Origin of the sequence: Thiofilum flexile DSM 14609 (assembly GCF_000380185.1) — a bacterium.
Lineage (GTDB): Bacteria > Pseudomonadota > Gammaproteobacteria > Thiotrichales > Thiotrichaceae > Thiofilum > Thiofilum flexile.
Genome location: NZ_KB904769.1, coordinates 74,504 through 91,471 on the forward strand (window position 1 = coordinate 74,504; position 16,968 = coordinate 91,471).

The 16,968-nt window shown below is 43.9% G+C and carries 16 protein-coding genes and 3 tRNA genes; 14 read left to right on the forward strand and 5 right to left on the reverse strand.

Features of this window, described 5'->3' with window-relative positions; all coding sequences use genetic code 11:
• Positions 1–97 precede the first annotated feature (97 nt).
• From csrA to A3IK_RS0110090, 3 genes are all read left to right on the forward strand, one after another.
• The gene (gene csrA, locus A3IK_RS0110080) at positions 98–295 is read left to right on the forward strand and encodes a carbon storage regulator CsrA (protein ID WP_026220915.1); all 198 of its coding nucleotides are present in this window, start codon (positions 98–100) and stop codon (positions 293–295) included.
• Between the two features lie 70 nt (positions 296–365).
• Positions 366–458 (forward strand) — tRNA-Ser (locus A3IK_RS0110085).
• Positions 459–543: 85 nt separating this feature from the next.
• Positions 544–620, forward strand: a tRNA-Arg gene (locus tag A3IK_RS0110090).
• A gap of 172 nt (positions 621–792) precedes the next feature.
• On the opposite strand, the gene A3IK_RS0110095 is transcribed toward A3IK_RS0110090, so the two are convergent.
• Positions 793–1,098: a YhbY family RNA-binding protein gene (locus A3IK_RS0110095; RefSeq protein ID WP_020559865.1), complete on the reverse strand. Its 306-nt coding sequence runs from the start codon at positions 1,096–1,098 to the stop codon at positions 793–795.
• Positions 1,099–1,153: 55 nt separating this feature from the next.
• Between A3IK_RS0110095 and rlmE the strand changes: the two genes are divergently transcribed.
• From rlmE to A3IK_RS0110135, 8 genes are all read left to right on the forward strand, one after another.
• Positions 1,154–1,774, forward strand: a complete 621-nt coding sequence (gene rlmE, locus A3IK_RS0110100; RefSeq protein ID WP_020559866.1) for a 23S rRNA (uridine(2552)-2'-O)-methyltransferase RlmE — start codon at positions 1,154–1,156, stop codon at positions 1,772–1,774.
• A gap of 43 nt (positions 1,775–1,817) precedes the next feature.
• Positions 1,818–3,749, forward strand: a complete 1,932-nt coding sequence (ftsH, locus tag A3IK_RS19155; RefSeq protein WP_245539473.1) for an ATP-dependent zinc metalloprotease FtsH — start codon at positions 1,818–1,820, stop codon at positions 3,747–3,749.
• Between the two features lie 62 nt (positions 3,750–3,811).
• A complete protein-coding gene (folP, locus tag A3IK_RS0110110) occupies positions 3,812–4,621 on the forward strand; it encodes a dihydropteroate synthase (protein ID WP_020559868.1) in 810 nt (269 codons plus the stop codon).
• 51 nt (positions 4,622–4,672) lie between these two features.
• Positions 4,673–6,004, forward strand: a complete 1,332-nt coding sequence (glmM, locus tag A3IK_RS0110115) for a phosphoglucosamine mutase (RefSeq protein ID WP_020559869.1) — start codon at positions 4,673–4,675, stop codon at positions 6,002–6,004.
• A gap of 89 nt (positions 6,005–6,093) precedes the next feature.
• On the forward strand, positions 6,094–6,855 hold the full coding sequence (gene tpiA, locus A3IK_RS0110120; RefSeq protein ID WP_020559870.1) for a triose-phosphate isomerase: 762 nt from the start codon (positions 6,094–6,096) through the stop codon (positions 6,853–6,855).
• Positions 6,856–6,862: 7 nt separating this feature from the next.
• Complete coding sequence (secG, locus tag A3IK_RS20825) at positions 6,863–7,381, forward strand: preprotein translocase subunit SecG (RefSeq protein ID WP_020559871.1); 519 nt, start codon at positions 6,863–6,865, stop codon at positions 7,379–7,381.
• A gap of 13 nt (positions 7,382–7,394) precedes the next feature.
• A tRNA-Leu gene (locus A3IK_RS0110130) sits at positions 7,395–7,480 on the forward strand.
• 61 nt (positions 7,481–7,541) lie between these two features.
• A complete protein-coding gene (locus A3IK_RS0110135) occupies positions 7,542–8,801 on the forward strand; it encodes a hypothetical protein (RefSeq protein ID WP_020559872.1) in 1,260 nt (419 codons plus the stop codon).
• A gap of 40 nt (positions 8,802–8,841) precedes the next feature.
• Here A3IK_RS0110135 and ppc read toward each other — a convergent pair whose 3' ends face one another.
• Together ppc and A3IK_RS0110145 are read right to left on the reverse strand one after the other, a co-directional pair.
• A complete protein-coding gene (gene ppc, locus A3IK_RS0110140) occupies positions 8,842–11,658 on the reverse strand; it encodes a phosphoenolpyruvate carboxylase (protein WP_020559873.1) in 2,817 nt (938 codons plus the stop codon).
• Positions 11,659–11,736: 78 nt separating this feature from the next.
• Positions 11,737–12,225: a hypothetical protein gene (locus A3IK_RS0110145; protein WP_020559874.1), complete on the reverse strand. Its 489-nt coding sequence runs from the start codon at positions 12,223–12,225 to the stop codon at positions 11,737–11,739.
• A gap of 281 nt (positions 12,226–12,506) precedes the next feature.
• Between A3IK_RS0110145 and A3IK_RS0110150 the strand changes: the two genes are divergently transcribed.
• A complete protein-coding gene (locus A3IK_RS0110150; RefSeq protein WP_020559875.1) occupies positions 12,507–13,124 on the forward strand; it encodes a phasin family protein in 618 nt (205 codons plus the stop codon).
• 153 nt (positions 13,125–13,277) lie between these two features.
• On the opposite strand, the gene phaR is transcribed toward A3IK_RS0110150, so the two are convergent.
• Together phaR and phbB are read right to left on the reverse strand one after the other, a co-directional pair.
• Positions 13,278–13,745, reverse strand: coding sequence for a polyhydroxyalkanoate synthesis repressor PhaR (phaR, locus tag A3IK_RS0110155; RefSeq protein WP_020559876.1), 468 nt, complete (start codon positions 13,743–13,745; stop codon positions 13,278–13,280).
• A gap of 157 nt (positions 13,746–13,902) precedes the next feature.
• On the reverse strand, positions 13,903–14,631 hold the full coding sequence (gene phbB / locus A3IK_RS0110160; protein WP_020559877.1) for an acetoacetyl-CoA reductase: 729 nt from the start codon (positions 14,629–14,631) through the stop codon (positions 13,903–13,905).
• 456 nt (positions 14,632–15,087) lie between these two features.
• Here phbB and A3IK_RS0110165 point away from each other — a divergent pair, with 456 nt between their 5' ends.
• Positions 15,088–15,831, forward strand: coding sequence for a poly(R)-hydroxyalkanoic acid synthase subunit PhaE (locus A3IK_RS0110165; protein ID WP_020559878.1), 744 nt, complete (start codon positions 15,088–15,090; stop codon positions 15,829–15,831).
• 8 nt (positions 15,832–15,839) lie between these two features.
• A complete protein-coding gene (gene phaC, locus A3IK_RS0110170; RefSeq protein ID WP_020559879.1) occupies positions 15,840–16,901 on the forward strand; it encodes a class III poly(R)-hydroxyalkanoic acid synthase subunit PhaC in 1,062 nt (353 codons plus the stop codon).
• Positions 16,902–16,968: the final 67 nt, after the last annotated feature.

Below are 16,968 nucleotides of genomic sequence, written 5' to 3' on the forward strand. Positions count from 1 at the left end.
GTGTGATTGTTGGTCATGCTGTGCTGGCGGCTGGAAGAGTTCACAAAGTTGCTGACTTTCGTGGGCATAATGATACAGCGATATGGAGATTTGCGTTATGTTGATACTGACTCGGAGAGTTGGAGAGACTCTTATGATTGGGGATGAGGTGAGCGTTACAGTATTGGGGGTAAAGGGTAATCAGGTTCGTCTGGGTATCAATGCACCAAAAAATGTAGCGGTTCATCGTGAAGAGATTTATGAGCGTATTCGTCACGAGAAAAATGATCCGGCTTTAGTCAATGAAGAAAACTAAATAGTCGAAAAAAAAGCTTTACATTGGGAGTTTTATCACTATAATTCTGTGCTTCTAGTTCTTGCGTACTGGAGAGATGGCCGAGTGGTCGAAGGCACTCCCCTGCTAAGGGAGCATAGGGCCAAAATCTCTATCGAGGGTTCGACTCCCTCTCTCTCCGCCATATACTAAGAAGCTGTCGAAAAAATAAAGTAAAATATTTTCTTGACATTAGCTAAGTAAGTATACAGAATACGCACCTTCTCAGCGCGTCCGTAGCTCAGTTGGATAGAGTACCTGGCTACGAACCAGGTGGTCGGAGGTTCGAATCCTTCCGGACGCGCCAATTTAATTCTGAAAAGCTGTAAGCAACCACTTACAGCTTTTTTTTTGTATTCAATAAATGCTTTGGGACTGGCGCTTTATTAAAGGGTTGTGTCTACGGTAGTTTTGGCGGCAAGAATACCGCCATGCTAGACTTTAGAAGAGGGTATATTGATTAGATGAGTGTATTAGCGCTAATCAATAAAATCGGCCTTAAGAATATCAGGGCGTTCTTTATTACGACGATATAATACGGCTACATTACCGACGCGTTGGATTAAGAGGGCTTGTGAGCTGGCTAGAATCTCTTCAATGAGTCCATCGCGTAAATCTCGATCCCCTACACTGAGCTTAACTTTAATAAGCTGATGATGATCCAAGGCGATATTAATTTCTTCCAAAGTGGTAGGCTTTAAACCCTGTTGACCCACCAATACGACAGGATTTAACGCATGAGCGAGGGTACGCAGGCGTTTTTTCTGAGTGTCTTTGAGTTCCATGATAGTTTTCCGATAATCCGCTAGAATGCAGCGAAGTGTAATGAGTTATTAGAACATGGCAAGAAGTAAAAGCAGTCAACGCTGGTTAAGCGAGCATTTTAGTGATCCTTATGTCAAAAAATCCCAGCAAGAAGGCTATCGCTCACGTGCAGTATACAAATTAAAAGAAATTCAAACCAAAGATCGTTTGATTCGTGCGGGTGATAAAGTCATTGATTTAGGTGCGGCTCCCGGAGGATGGAGTCAATATGTGGCTGAAATAGTGGGTGAAAAAGGTAAAATCGTAGCCAGTGATATTTTGCCTATTGATCCTTTGGCCTTTGTTGAGTTTATTCAGGGCGATTTTAGAGAAGAATCGGTACTCGATGAAATCCTGCAAGTATTAGGTAGCGATCAAGTCGATCTTGTTATTTCCGATATGGCACCCAATGTCAGTGGTATGGAAGCGGTGGATCAACCACGTGCCATACATCTATGTGAATTGGCATTAGACCTCGCTTGTAAGGTATTACGTCCTGGCGGACATTTTCTTGTTAAGATGTTCCAAGGTGAGGGTTCTGAGCAATTTCTAAAAGAGGTCAGAACCCATTTTAAGGATGTCAAAATCCGTAAACCATCAGCGTCAAGACCACGCAGTCGAGAGGTTTATGTGTTGGCTCAGCGTTTTGTGGTGTAAGATTTGAGACAAGTTTATAGGTAAAGTCCTACCTAAATTTGTGATGTGGAGAAGTTCTTTGAACGATTTGACTAAAAATTTACTGATATGGGTAGTCATCGCCTTTGTGCTAATTGTGGTGTTCAGTAAGTTTAGCACCACCACTCAACCCGGTGCTCCGTTATCCTACTCTGAGTTTATTCAAAACGTGCGTAATAATACGGTACGTGAAGTCGATATTCGTGGTCAAAAAATTACCGGTGTTACCGTAAATGGCGAGCGTTTTGTAACCTATAGTCCACCTAATGACCCTAAAATGGTGGATGACCTATTAGCTAATAATGTGAAATTTAAAGCGGCTCCTCCCGAAGAGCGCTCTATCTTTTGGGATATTATTATTAGCTGGGTACCTTTCTTATTAATTATTGGTCTGTGGATTTACATTATGCGCCAAATGCAAGGCGGTGGTGGACGCGGGGGCGCTATGTCCTTCGGTAAAAGCCGCGCCCGCATGATGACCGAAGACCAAGTAAAAGTAACATTCAATGATGTTGCAGGCTGTGATGAAGCTAAAGATGAGGTCAGCGAGCTAGTTGAATTCCTACGTGATCCGAGCAAATTCCAAAAGCTAGGTGGCAAAATTCCTCGTGGTGTTTTAATGGTAGGTTCGCCCGGAACAGGTAAGACCCTATTAGCTAAAGCCATTGCAGGCGAGGCTAAAGTACCTTTCTTTAGTATTTCGGGTTCTGACTTCGTGGAAATGTTTGTCGGTGTGGGCGCGTCACGGGTACGTGATATGTTCGACCAAGCCAAAAAACATGCACCTTGCATTATTTTTATCGACGAGATTGATGCGGTCGGTCGTCAACGTGGAGCCGGTTTAGGCGGTGGTCACGATGAGCGTGAACAAACCTTAAATCAGTTGCTGGTTGAAATGGATGGTTTTGAAGGCTCTGAAGGCATTATCGTAATTGCTGCGACGAATCGTCCCGATGTCTTAGATCCAGCCTTATTGCGTCCCGGTCGTTTTGACCGTCAGGTCGTCGTACCGCTACCGGATGTGCGGGGTCGTGAGCAAATTCTGAAAGTTCATATGCGTAAAGTGCCTTTAGGCGATGATGTGCGTGCAGAGTTGATTGCTCGTGGTACGCCAGGCTTTTCGGGGGCTGATTTGGCAAACCTAGTCAATGAGGCTGCCTTATTTGCCGCCCGCTCTAATAAGCGCACCGTGAATATGCAGGAATTCGAGAAAGCCAAAGACAAAATCATGATGGGTGCAGAACGTAAATCCATGGTGATGAAAGAGGAAGAAAAACGCGCCACCGCTTATCATGAAGCAGGCCATGCCATTGTTGGTATGAATGTACCAGAGCATGATCCGGTGTATAAGGTGAGTATTATTCCTCGTGGTCGTGCTTTAGGTGTAACTATGTACCTACCTGAAGAAGATCGCTATAGCGCTTCTAAACAACGTCTCGAAAGCCAAATTTCTAGTCTTTATGGTGGTCGTATTGCCGAAGAGTTGATTTATGGCCCAGAAGGTGTCACGACAGGTGCTTCTAACGATATTGAGCGTGCAACGAGTATTGCTCGCAATATGGTTACTAAATGGGGCTTATCGAGCCGTATGGGGCCATTAGCCTACTCAGAAGATGAGGGCGAGGTATTCTTAGGTCGTTCAGTTACTCAACAAAAGCATATGTCGGATGATACGGCTCATGCGATTGATGAAGAAGTGCGTATGGTGATTGATCGTAATTATCAACGCGCCAAAACCATTCTGAATGAGAATATGTCAGTACTACATGCTATGGCTGAGGCGCTGATTAAGTATGAAACCATTGATCGTACTCAGATTGAAGCATTAATGCGTGGGGATGAACCTCCACCACCAGCGGATTGGACGGATAGTGATTCTGGTAAGAAAGTAGGTGTTCCACCGAAAAATACTGGGACGGGTAGTACAGGTGATACACCGGTAATACCAGCCGCTTAATGAGACCTAGTTAAGGGTGAGAAAGCGCGGTTTATCCGCGCTTTTTTTATGGAGCTGTGTTTATGTTATTACCTACTGATACGCCATCTGTGATGGGGATTATTAATGTAACCCCTGATTCTTTTTCAGACGGGGGACGCTTTAATCAAATAGATCAGGCATTAAGACAAGCTGAGCGTTTATTACATGAGGGCGCAACTATACTCGATATTGGGGGTGAATCTACCCGTCCGGGTGCAGAGGCGGTAAGTGTCGATGATGAGTTAGCACGAGTCATACCCGTATTAGAGGCGCTTAAACAGCGTTTCCCAGAGGCTTTGCTCTCTGTTGATACTTGTAAGGCTGAGGTCATGCAGGCGGCTATTCAGCAAGGTGTCGCTATGATTAATGATGTGTTAGCCTTAAGGGCACCGAGGGCTTTAGAAGTTTGTAGTGCAGCACAAGTATCCGTATGCCTGATGCACATGCAGGGCGAACCGCGCACCATGCAGCAAAAACCTGTCTATACTAATGTTATTAGCGATGTTAGAACGTTTTTGTTGGAGCGAGCGACTATTTGCGAACAAGCGGGCATTCAACGCGAACGTATTTGGCTGGATCCGGGCTTTGGGTTTGGTAAGACCTTAGAACATAATATCACCTTATTACAGCATTTAGAGCAATTAACTAAAACACCCTATCCTCTATTGGTGGGACTATCACGTAAATCCATGATTGGAGCCTTATTAGGCCAGCGTGAAGTCGCGGATCGGGTAACAGGTAGCGTAGTAGCTGCGGCGATTGCGGTATTAAAGGGGGCAAAAATATTACGCGTCCATGATGTTAAAGAGACGGTTGATGCCTTAAAAATTGCCCAAGCCCTGTGGGTATAGCCCTGCTTAGATCAGCGCTTTATGGATATATTTTTTAAAAGGTAAGTAAATATGACCAGACATTATTTTGGGACCGATGGCATTCGTGGAAAAATTGGTCAACGTCCCATGACCCCCGATTTTATTCTTAAACTAGGTTGGGCAGCAGGCAAGGTATTAGTGAATAATAATCACCCCCTCGTCCTGATTGGTAAAGATACGCGTATTTCGGGATATATGTTGGAGTCGGCCTTACAAGCAGGTTTAGAGGCAGCAGGGGTGCATGTACGTTTATTAGGCCCTATGCCTACCCCGGCAGTGTCTTATTTGACTCGTGCTTTTCGGGCTTCAGCGGGTATTGTGATCAGTGCCTCGCATAATCCTTTTGATGATAATGGCGTAAAATTTTTCTCTTCGGATGGCATGAAGTTACCGGATGAAGTAGAAGAAGCCATTGAGGCGTATTTAGAGCGTGATTTTGTGTGTGTGGAGTCGGCGGATTTAGGACGCGCGGTGCGTATTGATGATGCAGCGGGACGTTATATTGAATTTTGTAAGCGTGCCTTACCCGCAGAACAGTCATTAGCCGGTTTACGTCTGGTAGTCGATTGCGCGAATGGGGCGACCTATCATATTGCACCGCATGTATTTGAAGAGTTAGGGGCTGAGGTTGTCACCATTGCCAATAAACCTAATGGTCTAAATATCAATGAAGAATGTGGTGCTACTCATCTCGATGGTCTACAGGCGGCTGTTTCAAAATATCGGGCAGATATAGGGATTGCGTTGGATGGTGATGGTGATCGCTTGATGATGGTTGATCACAAGGGTAATACCATTAATGGCGATCAAATATTAGCGATTATTACCCATGCCCGTGCTAAAGAAGAAGCTTTGGCTAAGGGAGTTGTGGGTACGCTCATGAGTAATCTAGGGCTAGAGCAAGCGATCCAACGTTTAGGTTTACCCTTTTATCGGGCGAAAGTCGGGGATCGTTATGTGCTAGAGATGATGCTACAAAACCAATGTATCTTAGGGGGCGAGTCCTCTGGGCATGTGATTGTGCGTGATATGATGCCTACGGGTGATGGTATTATCTCGGCCTTACAGGTACTCAGCGCCGTAGTGCAAAGTGGTAAAACGTTAGCAGAGCTGAGCGAGGTGATGCAGCAATATCCACAAACTTTGGTTAATGTACGGGTTAAGCAGCCCTTAGATTTAAAGCATACTCTGATTCAATCTGCCGTGGCGGATGTAGAGTCTACTTTAGGGTTGCGGGGGCGGGTATTACTGCGTGCTTCTGGTACGGAGCCGCTCATTCGCGTCATGGTAGAGGGACAAGATTCCTATGAAACTGAGCAGTTAGCTCAACAAATTGCTTCGGCTGTGAAAGCGGCTGCTTAACGATAGGGAGAAGTTTTCCCTAGATTAGGGATTGATTTTCCTAAAACGAGCAGTTACGATTCAGCCCCACAGAGGAGAGGGAGTAGTATATGAGAGCATTACTAGTCGCTGGGAATTGGAAGTTAAATGGTAGTCAAGCCAGTATTAATACCTTAGTAGCGGATATTAATGCAGGTTTAGATAGTTTACATCAAACCACGGTAGCGCTAGTGTGTACTCCATGCGTTTATATTCCTCTAGTACAAACGTTAACACAAAATAGCACCCTGAAATTAGGGGCGCAAAATGTGTCAAAATATGAGGTGGGTGCTTATACCGGTGAAGTATCAGCACTCATGCTTAAAGAGTTTGGTTGTGATTATGTGATTGTTGGGCATTCCGAGCGACGTGCGTTGTTTGGAGAGTCGGATGAGATCTGTGCTCAGAAGTTTGTGATGGCACAACAAGGGGGGCTTATTCCCATTTTTTGTGTCGGTGAGACCTTAGCTGAGCGGGAAGCTAATCAAACAGAGCTGGTTATTAGGCGTCAGTTACAGGCATTACTGGATAAAATAGATGTGCAAGATCTAGTAAATAGCGTGCTTGCTTATGAGCCAAGATGGGCGATTGGTACAGGTAAAGCAGCCACACCAGAGCAAGCGCAAGCCGTACATGCCTATATGCGAGAGATGATTGCTAGCTTAAATAAATCAGTTGCAGAACAATTACAAATTCTATATGGTGGCAGCGTAACAGGCTCCAATGCCGCTGAGCTGTTTGCGATGCCCGACATTGATGGTGGTTTGATCGGCGGAGCGGCGTTGAACGCGGATAAATTTTTAACAATCTGCCGAGCTGGAAATAAGGCTTAAACACAGTATGTTGTATAACATTTTATTGATTGTCCAAATTATAGTATCGGTTGCTATCATTATCTTAGTATTGATGCAACACGGTAAAGGTGCTGATGCCGGTGCTGCATTTGGTAGTGGCGCGTCTGGGACAATCTTTGGTTCTCAAGGCTCAGGTAATTTCTTGAGTAGAACAACTGCTATTTTAGCAGCAGTATTTTTTGTGAATTGCATTGTTTTGGCAATGATAGTTTCTAGCCAAAATCGTGGTAGTTCACTGACAGGTAGTATTATGCAAGGCTCAGCCGTCAGTGCTCCAGTTAATTCTGAAGTACCGGCTGCTCCAAGTACATCTCAACAACCTACATTGCCAGGTGTTCCGGCTAATTCTGAAGTACCCGCAGCTCCTGTTGCATCTACTTCAGAAGTACCTACAGCACCGGCAACAACAACTGCTCCTGCGGTAACTCAGCAGCCTGTAGCTCCGGCTCCAGCGGCTAATTCTGAAGTACCTGCAGCGCCAGCAGCCCCTGCTCAACCGCAGTAGGGGAACCAGTTATGCCGACGTGGTGGAATTGGTAGACACGCTATCTTGAGGTGGTAGTGGCTTATAGCCGTGCGAGTTCGAGTCTCGCCGCCGGCACCAAATTAAAAAGCCCATCCTAGTGATGGGCTTTTTTTCGTTTAGGTGGTGGGAGGTATTATAAATGGCAGGCAGTTTACTCCTTGCAATGGCTTTATTGCATTTTGCTTATGTTTTTATCCCTTCTATACCTCTCGCCCTGAGTGGCTGTTACGGATGGCTAGTATTAGTCTGGCTACTCTATAAATTACCCGCCCGCCAATTTATCCAGTTCTTTGCTTTAGCCGGTTTAGGAGCAATACTTCTAGTCATTGCCGCTATGCGTGGCGCATCTATTTCAATAAGCGAGCTATTAACTCAAAACAATGCGCTATTAGTCATGCTCTATGGAGTGAGTTTTTTAAGGCTTAGTGCTTTACCTAGGGCAGATACTAAACAGCAATTGGGTATTAAGAGTCTGATAGGTAATTTCTTTGGTATTCAAGCCTTGGGTGCTGTGATTAACTTATCTATTCTTGTATTAGTGGGCGAGTATTTTAAATCACATCAGATTTTAAAACGCCCGCAAATCACTCTCATGACTCGTGCTTTTGCTATTGCTGCTTTTTGGTCGCCTTTTTTTGCTTCGATGGGGGTAGCTTTAACCTATGCTCCTAACGCTAGCTTATTGGGTATTTTAAGTTTAGGAATAGGTGTTGCGGTAGTTGCTAGTCTATTAAGCCTATTAGAGTTTAAATACCGTATGGGTAATGCTTTACATGACTTTCAAGGCTATCCTTTAAAGCTTAATAGCTTAGCCTTACCCTTAGGTTTAGCCTTGAGTATTATTGTATTGCACTACTTATTACCTAAGGTGCCGATTTTAACTCTAGTAGCCTTATTAGCCATGATATTTAGTGCTGCTTTATTAATCATTAAAAACTTAGCAGTACAGCAACGCTTTGCAGAGCATGTACAAGCCGCACCTTTACGCATGGCGCGTGAGCTAGCCCTGTTTTTAGGCGCGGGGGTATTAACGGTGGGCTTAAAAAGTGTATTGAGTACTTTTCCTGAGGTTAGCCTATTTAATCAGTTTACTGGCTTAGAGGCTGCATTATCCTTAGGTGTTGCAATTATGTTGGCCTTAATAGGCATACACCCCTTAATTGCTATTGCCCTGATTGGTCCTATGGCTACCCCTTTAGTGGCTAATCCTAATGTATTAGGGCTATTGTTTTTATCCATTTGGAGTTTAGGTGTGGTTGCCAGCCCTTTATCTGGGATGAATGTGATGGTGCGGGGGCAATTAGAGATTGCCGGAGCAGATTTATTCCGCTGGCATATTGGCTATGTAGGGGTGATGTGGGTGTTATTGTCGCTATTGTTTACAGTATTATTGGGTTAGCTTTAATTTAACTAACCCAATATTTCACCGGTTGAGTTAATCAACCCGTATTACGCATTCCTGCAGCAATGGCATTAATAGTACGTAATAATACTTCTAACCAAGGCGAATCAGCTTCACCCGTAGTAGCAACATAATCACGATGCCGTTTAATCAGCGTGATTTGAATATTATTTAGTGGATCTAAATAAGGATCGCGCCGTTTTAGCGAGTATTGCAGAAAGGGAGATTCAGCTAATAGATCGGGGATTTGTGCGACTTGTAGGATCTCTTGTTTGGTCAACTCATATTCGGCACGAATCGTTTCAAAAATGGCTTCCGCATTGGGCGTGCTGGCTAGTTGTGCATAGGCATGGGCGGTACCCATATCAGCTTTATACAAGGCCATTTGCACATTACTGAGCAAGGCACGAAATGCGAGCCATTGTTGATACATGCTTCTCAGCATGACTAAACCATCGGGCTGAGTAGTACGGTAGGTATGTAGAGCCGTACCGATGCCATACCACGCGGGCAGAGTATGCCGCGCTTGCGCCCAACCGAATACCCAAGGAATCGCCCGAATAGAGCTTTTATCACGCACGGTTTGTTTGCGATGCGAGGGACGTGAACCAATATTGAGGCGACCGATTTCTTGCACGGGCGTGGCCTCATAAAAATAGTCCATAAAGCCTTCGGTTCGATCCGTTAGCTCCCGATAGGTATTTTCACCATAGTCCGCAATCGTTTGCATAGCGGTTCTAAAGCTATCGGGAATCGTACGGAATTGCTGGGTGACTAGATGAGCACTCGCCTTAAGCAAGCCGGTTGCACCCACACCTAGCTCATAGGCGGCGGTTTCTACATTGCTATATTTGGCAGCGAGTACTTCACCTTGCTCAGTGAATTTAATTTGCCCATATACCGTGCCAGAGGGCTGCGCAATAATAGCTTCATGAGTAGGGCCACCACCCCGTCCTACTGTCCCACCGCGCCCGTGGAATAAACGACATTTCACGCCATATTGATTGGCAAGCGTAATTACTTGGCGCTGAGCATTATAGAGATTCCAGTTCGAGGCTAAGATGCCACCATCTTTAGCCGAATCAGAATAGCCTAGCATCACCTCTTGGGTATTACCGGAGGCTTGGAGCAATTGTTGATAGATAGGATTGCTAAACAGTTCAGTAAGCACGGAGGCAATACGTTTCAAGTCATCAATGGTTTCAAATAGGGGAGCGACTTGAATATGGCAGTATAGCTCACCTTGTTGATAGCCGATTAAACCTGCTAAACGTGCTAAGAACATGACCTCTAGAATATGACTCGCATAATGCGTCATAGAGATAACATAGGCTCCGAAGGTATCCTCGCCTGTCTCTAAACGCATCGCCAGCATGGTGTCAAACACGGCTAGGGTTTCGGCACTTTGAGCGCTTAAGGTGGGGCGCTGTGGTAGCGGCAGGCGGGGGCGGGTAATCAGTTCTGCTAGCGTTGCAATCCGCTCTTGCTCACTGAGTTGGGTGTATTCGGGGACTAATTGCGTTTTTTGTAAGACTTCCGCTACGGTATTAGTGTGAGTAGTGGATTCTTGGCGAATATCCACCTGATACAAGCTAAAACCACAGGTTTCTACGAGTCGAATTAAATCTTTTAGTTCGCGCCCTGCGATTAAGTCATCATGATGGCTACGCAAAGAATCATTGATTAAGTTAAGCGCTTGTAAGAAGTCTTGGGCAGTCAGATAGGCATGTGGGGGCAGGGAGGCTTGATCATGTTCAATACGAGTCTCTACGGTTTCTAATGTATGCTTGAGGCGCTCTGCCATATAGTTAAGGAGTTGACGATAAGGCTCCTCTGGATAAGGGTTAACGACATTAGGATCGTGTTGCTGAAAGAGTACTTGTTGACTATCGAGGTAGTCACTGAAAGCCGGAGTAGGCGTAATAAACTGAATACTATGAGTCAGCATCGTGCTGAGTTCTTGAACACGTTTTATATACTCTTCTAGTGCTGCTTGCATATGCAAACGAATCGCTTGGCGTGTCACGTCAGCCGTTACAAAGGGGTTACCATCCCGATCCCCGCCAATCCAAGAACCAAAACGCACAAAACTAGGTACAGTGACTTGATGCAGTCCATAGGTGTGGCGTAAGGCACGATCAAAATAACGATATAACAGCGGAATAGCGGCAAAGAGGCTTTCGCGGAAATAATATAAACCATAACGCACTTCATCGAGTACAGTGGGTTTATGATTACGCACCTCATTAGTACGCCATAAGGTTTGTAGTTGGGTACTCAGTTGGCGACGTAAGGCTTGCTGCTCTTCGGGGGCTATATAAGGTTGTGAGAGCTGATCGATAATAACAAAGAGGCGACGTTGTACCGTCATGAGGGTGCGGCGTCTAGCTTCGGTCGGATGGGCGGTGAAGACCGGAATATAGCGAAGTTGGTCTAATAAGGTTTGCACCTGCGCGGCACTTAGACCCTCTTGTTTTAGTTCATTAATAGTACCTTGAACCGAACCCTTCCATAAAGCAGCATTGCTGTCTTGAATCACTAAGCGCCGTCTGCGGTGTTGAAAGTCTTCTTCAATATTATTCGCTAACAAATAAAAGCTATTAAAAGCGCGAATAACTTTCTCAAGTGTGGGTATATCGAGCTGCTCAATCAGACTCATTAATTGCTGACGTAGAGCGGGATCATCTTGTTGACGTAGTTGAATATACCCTTTGCGTAGGGTTTCAACGGTCTCAAGGAGCGCGGTACTTTCTTGGCTTTGTAGAATATCGCCAATCAACTCGCCATATTGACGTACATTAGCTTCTAATTTAGAAACATCTAGAGTAACAGGACTAACAGGGACTGAGGACATAAAAGTGAGGCTCCTACTGATGAAGAGAGCCTCAGTATACTAGGTATAAATTTTAAACTATAGCGTTGCAGTCAGTCTTTATTGTAGACCCGCACAAGCTTGTTCTACTTTTGCAGTCCATAGTTCTGCCTGTTGGCTATTTTTATCACCTGTCACATTTAAACCTTCTACGAGTGTATTAGCTTGCATCGCATATTGATTTAGTTGATCAGGGGATTGTGCTTGCATCGCTTGATTGCGTATGGTGGGCATTTTCTTTTGGGCGTTTAGGAGTTGTTGGCGCATGGCTGTGACTAGTTTTTTAGTACCAGATGCACGAGTCAACATGGTATTAATACATTGTTTTTCCTTAGGATTAGGCTTTTGGCGTAAGTAGCCTTGTAAGGTTTTTTCATCGTCGGTAAGTGCCTTGAGATTAGTGTTCATCTTTCCTATGGCTTGGTTTAAAGCACCGAGGAACTTCTGAGTCTTAGCATTAAAATCGTTCTTATCTTGAGCTAAATCAGCCCATGCAGCATTGCTTATCAGCGTACCCAATAATGTAATAATGATTAACCATTGTTTCATAGTAGTAGTTTCCCTTGTAATTGAGTGGAGCATGATTCGCTCTATATCAGATTTTAACGAATCTTGAGGGCAATAGAACCCCTAAATATGCACTTTCCATGGTTAGTACCCAAACAAGCTGATTAGTTGCATAATGGCCGATAAATAACCTATTTATATTATTTTGTGCATTGCACAAAATTGTTGTTGACAACATAGTATAAACCGGATATTGTGCATTGCATCAAATGGTGCAGCGCACCAATGTTTAAAACCCAACCACAAACCGCGAGGATATTGCCATGACAAACGAAATTATCGATGTATTAAAAAAATTCAGTGAAGATTCTTTAGCAACTGCTCAAAAGTTAGGTGAACTAAACCTCAAAACTTTTGAAAAGCTTACTACAAAACAAGCAGCACTGATGAATTCTTATGTTGAATCAGGTGTGAAAAGTGCTGAGTTAGTTAGCAAAGTGAAAGATCCTAAAGATTTAGTAGCGCTACAAAAAGAGGCAATTACTCAATACAGTTCACAATGGGTCAACAATGTACGTGAAGCTGCTGAAACGTTAACAGCTGCTCGTGATGAGTTAATGGGCATTCTAGAACAAGCTAAAGGCTATACCACTGAAAGCGCTGAAGAGTTAACTAAACTCAATAAGCAATTAGTAGCTGATTCTATGGCTAAAGCAACTCAACAAGTTGAAAAAGCGACTAGCCAAGCGGTTGAAGCGGCTCAAGAAGTTGCTAATTTAACTAAACAAGCGACTGAAAAAGCAGTAAAAGCAGCTCAAGAAGCCACTGAGAAAGCAGTAAAAGCGACTCAAGAAGTAACAGATAAAGCCGTAGCAGCTACTCGTGATGCAGCCGCTCAAACTGTTGCAGCTAGCAAAAAAGTAGCTGATAAATCTGCCTAATTGAAGCTATTAGGTAGTTAAAAGTTGTCTGTCTTGAGTATTCACTATGAGATAGGTGGCTTTTAATGACTGAGCTGACGACACAGTGTCCTCTCTCCTAATCGCTTCACTGTGAAGTCTTATTCAAGCCCGCCCAGCAGCGGGCTGTTTTTTTTAATCATTTCTCTCAATAGATTTTTGGGATAGTGATTTCAGAATATTGCGTTGTACCTGATTCCACATTTGCATATTTTGCTCGCTCATTTTCAGCCAAGTATCTAAGGGCGTGCCTTTAAGTACTTTATGCATTTGTTCGCTAACGGCTTTTTGTTGAGCTTTAAAGGTGCTCATGCTGTGTTCCATGAACTCGGTAAAACCCTGATGGGTGCTTAAACTATAATTACGAATAAATTGAGCCAATACATCGGCACTAAAGAGTGGCTGTCCTCCTGATTCTTGCTCCATAATAATTTGTAATAAAATGCTACGTGTGATGTCCTCGCCAGTTTGGCGATCTACGACTTTAAAAGGTGTTTCATTCATCACCAATTCGCGTACTTCATTGAGAGTAATATAGCTGCTTAAAGTAGTGTCATAGAGGCGGCGATTAGGATATTTTTTAATAAGACGTGCGTCAGGCATGTGTCTCTACCAGTGTCATGGTTAAACCCTATAATTCTAATGAGATGGGGTATTAATTATAAGTACAACTATTACACATGAGTGCTTGCTCATTTAGCAAGACCTAATACAAGCTAAGGTGTAACGGGTACACCTTAACATAAAATACAGCACAATATTAGTGCATGTATTGACCACCATTAGCTGAGAAATCAGCGCCCGTAATAAAGGCAGCATCATCAGAAGCTAAGAAGTTGGCAACAGCTGCAATTTCTTCCGGTTTACCTAAGCGTTGCATAGGAATTTGCGCCACAATCTTTTCGCGCACATCTTCACGGATCGCCATGACCATTTCAGTACCGATATAACCCGGAGAAATGGTATTAACTGTGACCCCTTTACGCACCACTTCTTGAGCTAAAGCCATGGTAAAACCATGTACACCGGCTTTAGCCGCACTGTAGTTGGTTTGACCGGCTTGACCTTTTTGACCATTAACCGATGAAATATTAATAATACGTCCCCAGCCGCGCTCTGTCATACCATCTACGAATTGGTGGCTGATATTAAATAGGCTATCTAAGTTAGTAGACAGCACTGCACGCCACATATCGTAGGTCATTTTAGAGAATTTAGCGTCACGGGTAATGCCAGCATTATTGACAATCACATCGACATTTAAGCCATCTGCTTCAATAGCTTGTTTTAATTTAACACAAGAATCATAGTCACTGACATTGCAATGATAGAGACCGACCGCAAAATCTTGTTTTTCTGCCCATGCTTTGGCCTGTTCTTCTGGCTCAAAGTAAGTGCTAATTACTTTAAAACCAGCAGCAGCTAAACGCTTACAAACTGCGCTACCGATACCACCAGTACCGCCAGTTACTAATGCCACTTTGCTCATGTGTCATATCCTTTACGAGAAGTTAGTACGGGAAAGCCCGTTATCAGCTCTATTCTTTGACTTTCTAAATGAAGTCTGGAAATTGAACCTAATTGGAAGAGTTCCTTAAAGTTAAATGATGTTACAGTTAAATAGTTAAACCTAACCAAAACACCATCAAGGGGCGGAACTCTTATTACCACCCCAAGATTATAGTTTTTAATAAGAGACCTTATCCCGTCACGCGATGATGGGATAGCCTCCTATTTTTGTGTGAGAGTGAGTTGTCAACTAGGTGCGAAAAATAAGATATCAGTTGGTTCTGTATCCCTAGTATTATGTCAGCAGAGCAGGGCTACAGTGAGATTCAATTCCCTAACTGTAGAGGTATACTTACCACCTAATAATTTGCAATGCTGCGACGCACAAAATAACATGACCCTGTACTAGGTACAACCCCCCTTTGAAGGATTGCGTATGACTTCTCCGATAGATGCACAAGTTTTATGGCAGCAAGGGCTGGATCAACAAGCACTATGGAGTCAATGGATTCAGCAGCAAACGGCCCCTTCGCTTAAAAACACCCTAGAGCAAATTCAGGCCGCGAGTACTTTACATCAGGAAGTAGCCCAAAAAATCTTGCCACAACTGTTAGCAGAAGCCCCTAATCCTGCCGCATTAGAGCAGTGTTTGGGGGCTATACAAGACACGATGTCGAATTGGGCACAACGCCAACAGGTTGAGGGGATAATGGATACAGTTACGGCTGTGTTTCAGGCTCAAATACAACAATGGCAAGCCATACAGCAAGCTATGCAAGATTATCAGCGAATAGCTCAGCGTTATAAGGCAGCATTAGAGCAGTTAAATCAGCTCGTTTTCACCGCGTTTAAAGCCAATATGTTGCATGAAGCACCTAAGGCGGCCTCATTACAGGCCATTATTGATCAATGGGGAGAACAGTATGAGCGTGCTTATATTGCTTGGACGCAAAGCGCGGAATATCAAGCCCTGTATGCGGAGTTAGTGCATGCAGGTATTCATTTAAAAGTGGCGGTACAAGACCAGTTAAAGCCCTTATTGCAATGGTTAAATATACCCAGTCAACAGGATGTACAATTAGTGGCGGAGCGTTATCATGAATTGCGCCGCGCTCATTTAGAGTTGCGTGAGCAATTTGAGTATTTAACGGAACAAGTAGCGCTATTAAAGAAGGCATAGGTATCCATATGCAATCCTTACTAGAGACTCAACAGTTACTACAGGAAATTGCCCAACTCCAAGCTAAATTAGCACAAGCTGGGGCAGGGGTGGCAAAAGTATCCTTAGTCACAGGTGTGACACCTTATGATGAAATTGTTTATCAAGAAGATAAGCTGCGCCTGCTTTATTATCGCCCCGAAACCATCACGCTACACGAGCCACTCTTGATTGTGTATGCCTTGGTGAATCGCCCCTATATGCTGGATTTACAACAAGGACGCTCACTACTACAAGGTTTATTGGCACGCGGGCAAGCAATTTATCTGCTTGATTGGGGCTATCCTGATGCCGTAGATCGTTATTTAACATTGGATGATTATATTAATGGCTATCTACATCGCTGCGTACAACAGGTTTTAAAACGTCATACCCTTAAGGCCGTCAATCTGCTTGGTATTTGCCAGGGTGGGGTATTGAGCTTGTGCTACAGTGCTTTGCATCCTACTAGGGTGAAAAACTTAATCACGATGGTCACGCCCGTGGATTTTCATACAGCGGATAATCAACTAAGCCACGAAATACGCCCTATTGATATTGATTTATTGGTCGATACCTTCGGCAATATCCCCGGAGCATTATTAAATACGGTTTTTGCTAGGCTTAAGCCCTATCAGCTAACTCATCAGAAGTACTTTAATATTATTCACGCTTTAGATCAGCCCGCCGCATTGCAAAGTTTTGTTTTAATGGAGCAATGGATTAATGATAGTCCCGATCAGGCAGGAGAAGCTTTTCGCCAGTTTGTGAAACTATTTTTTCAAAATAATCAATTAGTCACGGGCGGGGCAGTCATCGGTCAGCATCCTATTGATTTAACGCAGCTCACTTTGCCAATTCTAAATATTTATGCCACCGAGGATCATATTGTACCCCCTAGTGCGAGCCGAGCCTTACAGGCATTAGTGGCGAGTAGTGATTATGAGGAATTTAGTTTTAACGGGGGGCATATTGGGATTTATGTGAGTACCAGAGCGCAAACTCAAGTCCCCGACAAGATAATCAATTGGTTGCTAGCTCATCAAGTATAGAAGTCATGAGCAGAGCGGTAAGCAAATACACTAAGTTTCGCTATAATTAACGGGTATTATTTCTCAA